Origin of the sequence: Paenibacillus sp. FSL L8-0638, from assembly GCF_038593075.1 — a bacterium.
GTDB classification, from domain to species: domain Bacteria; phylum Bacillota; class Bacilli; order Paenibacillales; family Paenibacillaceae; genus Paenibacillus; species Paenibacillus polymyxa_D.
Genome location: NZ_CP151960.1, coordinates 2,096,783 through 2,108,158, shown reverse-complemented (window position 1 = coordinate 2,108,158; position 11,376 = coordinate 2,096,783). Strand labels below are relative to the sequence as shown.

The following is an 11,376-nucleotide window of genomic DNA, read 5'->3' as shown; positions in this document are numbered from 1 at the left end:
CTCACCTCTATTCGTCAGCCAGCCATGTACGAAGCAGATTGACGAATTCGTCGGGTTTCTTTTTCGCCAGACTTTCAAGCTGTTTACGCACTTGACTTTCATTTGTCACACTTTCCATGGTAATAGACGGGAACTCCGTCGGCGTTGGCATAAGTTGCAATTCTTCATCCAACTCTTCTTCCTGATTACGACGACCGCGTACGATGAGGAAGATTACACCCGCCAGCAGTGCCAGAACAGCAGCTCCAATGCCCCATAGCCAAGGGTTGGAAGCTGAGAAGAATGTATTCGTGCTCGCAGGCGCCGGAACAGCTTGTGAGAACACCGAAACCTTCTTAGCCAAATCAGCGTCTGTAATTGTAGTACCAGAATTCGCCAACGACGCTCTTACGATATTAACCAAAATATTTTGAATTGCTGTCTGAGTTGCAGTATCCAACGTTTGCTGACCTGTTGGTGGTTCAACTGCTACATTAATGGTTAAATCTTTTACAGTGTACGGACTTTGGATAATATCCCTTGCAATTCGGTTAACTTCGTAGTTAATCGTACTTGAGCTCTTATCTGAGCTGGTATTGCCGGAATTAGCTCCTCCGGGGTAGCCCGGAACATCCTGTGTTCCTGTTCCTGCAACTCCTCCGGTTTGTCCACTACTACCTGTATAGCTTTCCTGAATTTGTTGGGCGCTAATTTCAATACCCTTCATTTTCGTTTGGTCAACAGGTGTGACCATTTGTTCCTTTGATGTTACTTTGTCGAAATTTAGTTGGGACATCACCAGCACATTTACCTTGTCGTCTCCAACAATTTTCGACAAAAATTGTTGAACATTATTCCTTACATCGCTCTCAAACTTCTTCTGTAGAGCCATGTTTTCTTGAACACCACTAGTGAGCCCACCTTGGCCGCCCTTGGCCGTTGGAATCAACTCATATTCCTTATTAGTGATCGTAATGTTTTCCACTGGAAGATTCGGTACGGCCGTTTTTACCAGATTAAAGTATCCATCGATCGCCTGCTGATTTGGAGTAAAGCCAGGCTCGAATTCCATTTGAATCGAAGCGGAGGCTTTGTCCTTTTCCTCAAGTCCGGCAAAAATGTTTTCCTTTGGCATATTAATGACAGCTTTGGAGCTTTGGACACCATCCATCCGTTCCAACAGTTGCTGTATTTCGCCGTTCAATGCATTATTGTACTTCACATTGAACTCGTTCTCCGTCATGCCAATGGCAGAGGAGGACTGGTCAAAAGCGCTCATGCCGATTGAACCCTTCTGAATCAGGCCTTGAGACCCAACATCTACCTTCGCCTTATCCGCATTAGCGGTTGGGACTGAGATTTGTGTCCCACCAGCATTAAGTTGATACGGTATACCCGCAGAATCGAGATATTTAATGACTCCGGCAGCATCGTTAGCATTTAAATCTCGGAAAGCCACTTCATACTCGGTTTTGGTAAACTGCATCGTTAGCACTACAACAGCGATAATGATGAATGCTAATGTCGAAACAAGTAATATCTTCTGTTTTTTGCTAAAATTATTCCAATACCCGGAAATCTTATCCCGATATTGGGCGATTCTCTCGTTCACTCCGTCACCCCATCCGAAACTTTGCTAAACCCTCTTTACATCTGTGTACGCATGATCTCCTGATAGGCTTCGATCGCTTTGTTTCGGACCTGTGTAGTAAGCTGCAGGGAAAGCAGCGCTTGTTGGGAAGTGATCATGACCTGATCTACATCAACTTTGCCTGCCATGAATTGGTCGGACATCTGGTGCGTAGCGGCTTCCTGCTGCCCTACTTCATTGAGAGCATCCTTTAGGAAGGAACCAAAGTCCTTCAAGGATTCGGAAGGCGTCGCTTTCGCCAACTCATTGTTAGGCGATTGAATCTGCTGTATTACCGGTGTCTGTACATTAAACATGGCGTTCTGAATCATGTTTTACTCTCCCTATTAAGTAATTAGTAGTCCTAGAGCTTAGCGACCGATTTCAAGCGCTTTGGAAACCATAGCCTTTGATGCATTCAGAGCTGTTACATTGGCTTCGTATGAGCGTGTTGCGGAAATCATGTCGACCATTTCTTTCATAATGTCTACATTAGGCATATATACATAGCCATCTTTATCAGCGTCCGGGTGACCCGGATTGTACACAGGCTTCAAAGGTGACTGATCTTCCTGAATTTGCGAAACCTTAACGCCAGCAGCGCTAGTTCTACTTCCTTCCATTTGAGCCTTCAAAACATCGGCAAAGCCAGATTGGTTCGGCTCCAAAACAACCGTTTTTCTCCGATATGGAACTGCTTGTCCATTCTCTACTTTCGCCCGAGTTGTCTCTGCGTTGGCAATGTTGCTAGATATAACGTCCATCCGCAACCGTTGGGCCGTAAGAGCAGACGCACTAATATCAAAGCCGTTGTTAATCTTCACCTATTCCTATCTCCCTTCTACCGCTGTTCTCATCATCTTGATGCGCTCATTAATTTCTTGGATGTAGGTATTATATCTTAGTTGATTTTCAGCCATAAGACTCATTTCTCTGTCGATATCTACGTTGTTCATATTGTTATTCATGACTGAGTACCCATCTTTGGTGACCGTGGCATCTGGAATGGAGTTCACAGGTCCTATTTGAAAATGTCTTGAATTGGTTACTTTTCCACGTAATGGTGTGACATCCCCGTCCATTTGCTGCTGAAGCAGTTCTTCAAATGAAACCTCCGAACGCTTAAAATACGGGGTATCCGCATTGGAAATGTTGTCAGCCATCACACGTTGTCTCGTATTTGCCGCCTGTACACCTGCCTGAAGCTTTTGAAAGCTCATATCACCCAGCAGATTCATTTAGCTCCTCCCTCCCAGCGTCTACTCCAAAGTAAGATTCAATAAAACAAGATTTTTCACTTTTTTTCGACAATAAAATTTCATAATTATACATTTCTTTTAGGTCTTAAGTAGAAAATAATAACTTTCTGTCATATATTCTAAGTTTCGTAGAGTTGGGACCTAATTACAATAAGAAAAAAGCCCTATCTTTTTAAAAAAAGAGGGCTTTAGATGCATAAATTGTTAAATTTTTCAGGTTTTTTTCAAGAAAATGAATGTTTTCTTAGCACTTTACACCTGTAAAAGATTATACGTCCTACTTTTGGAATAGACAGAAAAATCATCAACTTGACCATTATCTAGGTCTAAATGACGGTGCAAGATAGTGTTATTCTGGACCACACACCCTATTTTTAGCAAACCCTATTCATAAAATATACTGACTAAGGTCCCTGTTTTGGGCAATATCTCCCAGCTTCTCACGTACATATTCCGGGGTAATGATCATACGATCCAATGTAAGCTCTGGTGCTTCAAACGACAGATCCTCCAGCAGCTTTTCTAGAATGGTATGCAAACGGCGTGCGCCAATATTTTCGGTGTTGCGATTTACAGACTCAGCAATACTGGCAATCTCACGAATCGCTTCCGCAGAAAATTCGACTTCAATCTCCTCGGTACGGAGTAGATCAGTGTATTGCTTGGTCAGCGCATTTTTAGGCTCCGTCAGTATCGACACAAACTCATCCAAAGTCAGGCTACTTAATTCCACACGAATTGGAAAACGGCCCTGAAGCTCAGGGATCAGGTCAGATGGTTTTGCAACATGAAAAGCTCCTGCAGCAATAAACAGAATGTAATCTGTTCTTACCGGACCGTATTTGGTCATGATGGTAGATCCCTCGACAATAGGTAAAATATCGCGCTGGACGCCTTCTCTCGACACATCGGGGCCACTCCCCTTACCCTGGCTGGCAATCTTATCTATTTCATCGATAAAAATAATACCCGATTGCTCAGCACGCTTCACAGACTCCTGAATCACATCATCCATATCGATCAATTTGGCGGCTTCATCTTGGATCAACACCTTGCGAGCTTCCTTGACTGGCAGCTTGCGCTTCTTCGTCCGCTTGGGCAGAAAACTTCCGAACATCTCCTGCATATTCATACCCATTTGTTCATTCCCTTGCCCAGCAAACATATCGAGCATATTGGGTGCAGTATCCTCCACATCAATCTCTATGACATCATCCTCAAGCTTACCAGACAACAGATCGAATTTAACCTTACGGCGCTTTTCTGCCAAAGATCCATCCTGTTGTGGTGGTTCTTCTTCTACCGAAGTTCCCGTGTTATTGCCAAACAGCATTTCAAAGGGATTACGTTGCGATTTGTTTGACTTTTCTGCAGGTACAAGGATGCTGACAATCCGTTCATTTGCCATGTCCTCCGCTTTGTCCTTCACATTCTCTGTTCGTTCCGACTTGACGATGCGAATGGAGGTTTCCATCAGATCACGCACCATGGATTCCACATCACGACCGACGTAGCCCACTTCTGTAAATTTGGTCGCCTCTACCTTGACAAAAGGAGCCCCCACGAGCCGTGCAAGTCTACGTGCAATTTCAGTTTTACCCACACCAGTCGGTCCGATCATCAAAATATTTTTAGGCACAATTTCATCCCGGATGTCATCCGGCAGCTTGCTACGCCGATAGCGGTTGCGCAAGGCAACAGCAACAGATTTTTTAGCTTCCTTTTGTCCGACAATATACTTATCCAGCTCGGATACCACTTGTCTGGGCGTCAACGATTGATTATTCATTTTGCACTCCTCCACCCTTGAATACTCAGAGCCGATTTACAGTTCTTCCACGATAATCTGATTGTTCGTATACACACATATTTCCGAAGCAACCTCTAGCGCTTCCCGTGCCATGTCCTTTGCTTCCATGCCAGAGCCATGGCGTTTGAAAGCACGGGCAGCCGCCAATGCAAAATTGCCACCTGAGCCAATGGCAAGCACATCATCATCCGGCTCGATAATTTCGCCGCCTCCAGAAATGAGCAGCATCCCGGAAGAGTCCATCACAATCATAAGCGCTTCCAGCTTACGCAGGATACGATCCTGACGCCAGTCCTTGGCCAGTTCCACGGCTGCTCTTTGAAGATTTCCGTGGTGTTCCTCTAGCTTATTTTCAAACTTTTCAAATAACGTGATAGCATCGGCCACCGAACCCGCAAATCCTGCAACGACCTGACCACGATACAATCTGCGCACTTTTTTTGCCGTCTGCTTCATTACAACACTGTTACCGAACGTTACCTGTCCATCACCCGCAATAGCTCCTTTGCCATTGTGGCGTACAGCGCAGATGGTGGTAGCATGAAAGGACATATCCATAACGCGCTCCTCCTTTTCCTTCATCCCTATGCCTGTACTTCAGCTGACATAACTCCCGTTTCATTGATATAACCGCGCAAACTTTCCAACGCGCGACTAGCGAGAGCTTCATTCTTTTCCTTTTTGTTACGAATCCGTTTTTCCAACTTTGGAAGCAAACCAAAGTTTGCATTCATCGGTTGAAAATGTTTAAAATCAGCGGTCGTAATATACCGCGCCATGCTGCCTAATGTCGTTTCTGCAGGAAATACAAACATTTCCTGTCCACGTGCTGCTCGTGCCGCATTCATCCCGGCCAGCAGACCAGAAGCTGCCGACTCCACATATCCCTCTACACCGGTCATTTGTCCGGCAAAGAATAGATTACTTCTTCCCTTGAACTGATAGGTTGGATGAAGTTGCTGCGGTGAATTAATAAAGGTATTGCGATGCATCACACCGTAACGTACAAACTCTGCCTCTTCAAGACCCGGAATCATTGAAAATACACGCTTTTGCTCCCCCCATTTGAGGTGAGTCTGGAAACCAACCAGATTATACAGCGTTCCTGCAGCGTTGTCCTGCCGAAGCTGAACAACTGCGTGGGGCAGTTCACCTGTATGCGGATTTACGAGACCCACAGGTTTCATAGGTCCGAACAATGCCGTTTGTTTCCCACGTTGCATCATCACTTCGATGGGCATACAGCCTTCAAAATAAATTTCTTTTTCGAATTCCTTGACTTGCGCTACCTCAGCCGTAATCAGAGCCTCATAAAAAGCATCAAATTCCGCTTCGTTCATCGGACAATTCAAGTACGCTGCTTCTCCCTTATCATAACGGGAAGCCAGATAAACCTTGCTCATGTCGATAGAGTCCTTTTCTACAATCGGGGCTGCCGCATCGTAAAAATAAAAATACTCCTCTCCCATCAGTGATTTAATCTGTTCCGACAAAGCTGGAGAAGTTAAAGGCCCCGTCGCAATAACCACAATACCGTCCTGTGGGATTTCCTGAAGCTCTTCATTAACAACCTCGATCAAAGGATGTTGATGAAGCGTATCAGTAATATGACCGGAAAATCCGTCACGATCCACTGCCAATGCACCGCCAGCCGGAACAGCATGACGATCTGCTGCGCTCAGAATCAAGGAGTTCAGTATTCTCATCTCTTCCTTCAGTACGCCTACTGCATTCGTTAGGCCGTTTGCCCTCAAGGAATTACTGCATACCAGTTCGGCAAATTTATCTGTATGATGTGCTGGTGTTTTTACAACCGGCCTCATTTCATATAACTTGACTGGCACTCCACGGCTTGCAATTTGCCAGGCAGCTTCGCTGCCCGCCAAGCCTGCTCCGATGACCGTTACCTTTTGTAGTTCACTCACGTTTAAATCCCCCTGCTAATGTTGTTCTTAAGAAGTCTCTACACTCTCATCGCTCTCTTCCAGCATTTCGCTGTGATCGCAGACAGTACAGTTGAGCTTCGTTCCTTGTTTCGTACGTTTTTCAACCATTAGGCTACTGCAACTTGGGCAAGGCTTAATGGACGGTTTATCCCAGGATACAAAATCACATTCCGGGTAGCGGTCACATCCGTAAAAGATACGTCCCTTTTTACTTCGTCGTTCGACAACATGTCCCTCACCGCATGTAGGACAATTAATCCCGATATCCTTAACAATTGGCTTTGTGTTACGGCAATCTGGAAAAGCAGAACAGGCCAGGAATTTACCAAATCGGCCAAGCTTATAGACCATTTGGCTGCCACACTTATCACAAATGACATCGGATACTTCATCTTTTATTTCAATTTCTTTCATTTCTTCTTCAGCCACTTCAAGTCGCTTCTCGAATGACTCGTAAAAGTCACTCAACACCTTGACCCAATTACCTTCGCCTTCTTCGACGTGGTCAAGATCACCTTCCATATGAGCTGTAAACTCCACATTCAAAATCTCTGGAAAGAACTCCTCCATCTGTTCGATGACCAATTCGCCCAGCTCTGTAGGGAAAAACTTCTTCTCTTCAATAGCAACGTACCCACGTTTCTGAATGGTTTCCAGCGTCGGCGCATACGTACTTGGACGTCCTATACCCAGTTCTTCCAGCGTCTTAACCAGTCGCGCTTCCGTATAACGGGGAGGCGGTTGTGTAAAATGCTGCTTCGGCTCAACTGCTTCTTTTTTTAATTTATCGCCTGGTTGAAGTGGTGGCAGCAGTTTATCTTCTTCGGTTTTACCGTCGTCATTTCCCTCTACATACACTTTCATGAAACCTGGAAAACGAACCTTCGAACCTGCTGCCCGGAATATCGTCTCACCCGCTTCAATATCTACGGACAAAGTATCCATAATAGCAGAAGCCATCTGGCTGGCCATGAAACGTTCCCATACCAATTTGTACAAACGGAACTGATCCCGACTCATAAACGGTTTAACTGTTTCCGGTTCGCGTAACGCAGAGGTTGGGCGAATCGCTTCATGCGCATCTTGGGCGTTGGCCGCTTTTTTTGAATATTGACGAGGAGTTTCAGGTACAAAAGCTTCGCCATATTTTTGAATAATTAATTCTTTCGCTTCCTCTTGAGCTGAAGCGGCGATCCGTGTGGAATCCGTACGCATATACGTAATTAGACCCACGGTCCCTTCTTTACCTAAATCCACACCCTCATATAGCTGCTGAGCTACAGACATCGTTTTAGAAGCACGGAAGTTGAGCTTCCGAGCTGCCTCCTGCTGCAAGGAACTTGTTGTGAATGGAGGAGAAGGATTGCGTAAACGCTCTTTCTCTTTCACATCGCGCACCTTGTAAGACGATTTTCCGATAGCTTCCAACACTTCTTGTACATCCGCTTCGCTGGAGAGTTCTTTCTTTTCACCGCGCAGCTTATGAAATTTCGCTTCAAAGGTGCTGTCTTTAATAGCTAGTTTAGCTGTAATCGTCCAGTATTCTTCCGGTACAAACTCACTGATCTCGTTTTCCCGGTCCAGGATAATTTTCACCGCAACCGACTGCACACGCCCAGCGGATAGGCCCTTTTTCACCTTTTTCCAGAGCAACGGACTGATTTTGTAGCCTACAAGTCGATCCAGTATCCGTCGTGCCTGTTGAGCATTGACCAAATCCATATTGATTTTACGGGGTGTTTTAAAAGCATCTTTGACAGCCTGCTTTGTAATTTCATTAAATACCACACGGCAATCTGCCGTATCGTCCAGTTCCAGCGCATGCGCTAGATGCCAGGCAATAGCCTCACCTTCGCGATCCGGGTCAGCCGCCAGATATACTTTTTTTACTTTTTTTCGGGCATCCTTTAATTCTTTTAGAATTGAGCCTTTACCTCGAATGGTAATGTATTTGGGATTAAAATCATTTTCGACCTCTACGCCGATCTGACTCTTCGGTAAATCCCTGATATGACCCATGGAAGCCTTGACGATATATTTGCTGCCTAAGTATTTGCCGATCGTCTTCGCCTTGGAAGGCGATTCCACGATGACGAGTGAATCCGCCATAGGCTCTTCCTCCTCTCAATTACACACATGAGTATGATAGACTTCCTGAAATGTGGTGAGCTATAGTTCGTAGAGAAGCTACACGATGGAATTGATCTTACAATTGCTGTTTGTAACGGAATTCTTAGATTTTATAAAACCTTCGAAAAAGTTAGAATTCCATTACAAAGGCGAACGCTGTCGCTTTTCCAAGTTCAAATCCAACGCTTCACTAGTACGAGCTATAAATTCAACACATTTCAGGAAGTGGGGAAGGAGTAGGAATCCGCGGCGCGGATAAATGCCATACTGCCCTCCACCTGATGTTTAAAATTGAATTTGTGCATTTACTAAGGACTTTGCAAAAACAACTACTAAATAAGCTTGTATTTTGTGCCCGCTAGCTGGGCGATCCTTTTTTTTATGATTAACGATAACAGAACTGCGTGTAAAAGTCCAAAATCCCATGCCGTAGCATCGAGCAGTTCATCCAGAGTCATGGTTCCCTGTTCGAGCAACAGTATGACACGGTTTTCCTCAGAAGTCTCACTTTCTGGCAATTTGGAGACCTCCTTCAGATTAGGACTCTGCTCTCTATTGTATGAAGAAACCTCCCTTGTACGCAAATCCGCTTCATACTCCTCAATAATATCCGAAGCTTCAGTGACTGTTTTGGCTCCTTGCTTAATCAAGCTCAGCGTGCCTCTACTCTTCGGTGACGTAATGGGTCCGGGAACAGCAAACACATCTCGATTTGCCTCTAGCGCAGCATCAGCTGTAATCAAGGAACCGCTTCTTGCATCTGCTTCGACGACAAGCGTCCCCTTCGTTAGGCCGGCTATAATCCGATTACGTTGTGGAAACATTCCCGGATGCGACCTTGTGCCCGGAGGATACTCTGATACGATCAAGCCTTTGCTAGCCATCTCTGCAAATAAAGACGCATTTTGGGGAGGATAAATTTGATCGATCGCTGTTCCCAGTACACCAATCGTGTTTCTTCCCCGGCGCAAGGCTGTTTCGTGACAAATACTGTCAATCCCTCTCGCCAATCCGCTAACTATTGTAATCCCTGCATTACATAATCCCTCTGTTAGTATCTCCGCTGCTCTACGTCCATAAGCGGTGGGAACGCGAGTTCCTACAATGGCTACAGAACAAGTATGCAAAAGTGATTTATCCCCTTTCGTATACATTACCCAGGGTGGATCAACTGTTTCCTTCATTAATAGGGGATAATCCTCGTCCACATAAGTTACCGTTCCAATATCACCGGATTGGACTCGCTGATATCGTTCATGCACCCATTCTTCATCGTAACACTGGGCCGCAATGCGTGCCTGAGCAGGGCTTAACCCTATCTCAATCCATTTTTGTTCGCTAAAATGCAGTAGCTCATGCAATTGATAGTCACTCGACCAAATACGCTGGATTGTTTTTCTTCCGATTCCCTCTAACTCATGTAAGCCTAACAAAAGCCATCTTTCTTCCAAACTATGGTCCCCCCATTCACGGAAGAGTGAACCCTCCCTTATTTTGTGGCACAATGAATCATTTTGCAAGCGTTTCCCTGATAAGCCTGTCTTAACGCAAAAAAAGCAACCTTTTCATCCCCTGTTTCAGAAGATAAAAAGGTTGCTTACCTTTCTTACATTATACACTAGCCTGCGGCAAATTTCGATGCAGTTTTATGGCCTGTATATTAATGAAGGAACACGATTTAATGTGTCGTGCACAAATTCAAAATACCACGTGCTTCCAGCACACTTACCAGTGTCGAGCCCATTTCGGAAGGAGTCGGTGCCACCTTGATCCCGCAGGCTTCAAGCGTGGCGATTTTCTCTTTAGCCGTTCCTTTTCCGCCAGAAATAATGGCGCCTGCATGCCCCATCCGTTTGCCCGGAGGCGCAGTCACACCGCCGATAAAACCAACCACCGGCTTCGTCATATTGTCCTTGATCCACTCAGCAGCCTCTTCCTCGGCTGTACCCCCAATTTCTCCAATCATAATGACAGCGTGAGTGTTGGGGTCCTCATTGAAACGTTGCAAAATATCAATGAATTCCGAACCCTTAACGGGGTCACCGCCAATACCAACAGCGGAAGATTGCCCTATACCCCGGGTCGTTAACTGATGCACTGCTTCATAGGTCAAAGTTCCACTACGTGACACAACGCCTACATGACCTGGTAGATGAATGTAACCTGGCATAATACCGATTTTACATTCTCCTGGTGTAATAACACCTGGACAGTTAGGGCCAATCAGAACGGTCTTTTTACCTTCCATAAAACGTTTGACCCTGATCATATCAAGCACCGGAATACCCTCCGTGATACAAATCACGAGATCTAAATCCGCATCTACAGCCTCCAAAATGGAATCTGCTGCAAAAGCCGGTGGCACGTAAATCACGCTCGCTGTTGCGCCAGTAGCTTCCTTGGCTTCGCTCACTGTGTTAAACACTGGCAATTTGACCTGTTGTCCGTTCTCCAGTGTAATTTCTACCTCGGTGCCCCCCTTACCTGGAGAGGTGCCACCTACCATTTGTGTACCGTAATCAAGTGCACCCTTGGCATGAAACAACGCCGTTTTTCCCGTAATCCCCTGTGTAATCACCTTTGTATGCTTATCGACCAAAATACTCACGATCTTCACATCCC

10 protein-coding genes are annotated in these 11,376 nt (G+C 45.4%); all 10 read right to left on the bottom strand.

The genetic code is table 11. The features are described from left to right. Positions 1 to 7: 7 nt before the first annotated feature. The 10 genes from fliF to sucD all read right to left on the bottom strand — a co-directional run bounded on the left by fliF (position 8) and on the right by sucD (position 11,362). A complete protein-coding gene (gene fliF / locus MKY35_RS09660) occupies positions 8 to 1,591 on the bottom strand; it encodes a flagellar basal-body MS-ring/collar protein FliF (RefSeq protein ID WP_023988187.1) in 1,584 nt (527 codons plus the stop codon). A gap of 35 nt (positions 1,592 to 1,626) precedes the next feature. Then, a complete protein-coding gene (fliE, locus tag MKY35_RS09655) occupies positions 1,627 to 1,941 on the bottom strand; it encodes a flagellar hook-basal body complex protein FliE (protein WP_029516989.1) in 315 nt (104 codons plus the stop codon). A 39-nt stretch (positions 1,942 to 1,980) separates the two neighbouring features. After that, positions 1,981 to 2,433, bottom strand: a complete 453-nt coding sequence (flgC, locus tag MKY35_RS09650) for a flagellar basal body rod protein FlgC (protein WP_029516988.1) — start codon at positions 2,431 to 2,433, stop codon at positions 1,981 to 1,983. A gap of 6 nt (positions 2,434 to 2,439) precedes the next feature. Continuing rightward, on the bottom strand, positions 2,440 to 2,847 hold the full coding sequence (flgB, locus tag MKY35_RS09645) for a flagellar basal body rod protein FlgB (RefSeq protein ID WP_013309883.1): 408 nt from the start codon (positions 2,845 to 2,847) through the stop codon (positions 2,440 to 2,442). 409 nt (positions 2,848 to 3,256) lie between these two features. Beyond that, the gene (gene hslU, locus MKY35_RS09640; protein ID WP_029516987.1) at positions 3,257 to 4,657 is read right to left on the bottom strand and encodes an ATP-dependent protease ATPase subunit HslU; all 1,401 of its coding nucleotides are present in this window, start codon (positions 4,655 to 4,657) and stop codon (positions 3,257 to 3,259) included. 36 nt (positions 4,658 to 4,693) lie between these two features. Beyond that, on the bottom strand, positions 4,694 to 5,236 hold the full coding sequence (gene hslV / locus MKY35_RS09635) for an ATP-dependent protease subunit HslV (protein ID WP_013309881.1): 543 nt from the start codon (positions 5,234 to 5,236) through the stop codon (positions 4,694 to 4,696). A gap of 26 nt (positions 5,237 to 5,262) precedes the next feature. Beyond that, on the bottom strand, positions 5,263 to 6,603 hold the full coding sequence (gene trmFO / locus MKY35_RS09630; protein ID WP_342446229.1) for an FADH(2)-oxidizing methylenetetrahydrofolate--tRNA-(uracil(54)-C(5))-methyltransferase TrmFO: 1,341 nt from the start codon (positions 6,601 to 6,603) through the stop codon (positions 5,263 to 5,265). A 27-nt stretch (positions 6,604 to 6,630) separates the two neighbouring features. Then, positions 6,631 to 8,733 carry a type I DNA topoisomerase gene (gene topA, locus MKY35_RS09625; RefSeq protein WP_039274721.1) on the bottom strand — a complete coding sequence of 701 codons (2,103 nt, stop codon included), beginning with the start codon at positions 8,731 to 8,733 and terminating at the stop codon, positions 6,631 to 6,633. Between the two features lie 353 nt (positions 8,734 to 9,086). Further along, complete coding sequence (gene dprA, locus MKY35_RS09620) at positions 9,087 to 10,205, bottom strand: DNA-processing protein DprA (RefSeq protein WP_342446228.1); 1,119 nt, start codon at positions 10,203 to 10,205, stop codon at positions 9,087 to 9,089. A 227-nt stretch (positions 10,206 to 10,432) separates the two neighbouring features. Further along, complete coding sequence (gene sucD, locus MKY35_RS09615) at positions 10,433 to 11,362, bottom strand: succinate--CoA ligase subunit alpha (RefSeq protein ID WP_342446227.1); 930 nt, start codon at positions 11,360 to 11,362, stop codon at positions 10,433 to 10,435. Positions 11,363 to 11,376 lie beyond the last annotated feature (14 nt).

What these genes read in the sequence shown, in the direction of transcription:
- fliE (WP_029516989.1), bottom strand. Translation starts at nt 1,941, where the DNA reads ATGATTCAGAACGCCATGTTTAATGTACAGACACCGGTAATACAGCAG.
- hslV (WP_013309881.1), bottom strand. Translation starts at nt 5,236, where the DNA reads ATGGATATGTCCTTTCATGCTACCACCATCTGCGCTGTACGCCACAAT.
- hslU (WP_029516987.1), bottom strand. Translation starts at nt 4,657, where the DNA reads ATGAATAATCAATCGTTGACGCCCAGACAAGTGGTATCCGAGCTGGAT.
- topA (WP_039274721.1), bottom strand. Translation starts at nt 8,733, where the DNA reads ATGGCGGATTCACTCGTCATCGTGGAATCGCCTTCCAAGGCGAAGACG.
- flgB (WP_013309883.1), bottom strand. Translation starts at nt 2,847, where the DNA reads ATGAATCTGCTGGGTGATATGAGCTTTCAAAAGCTTCAGGCAGGTGTA.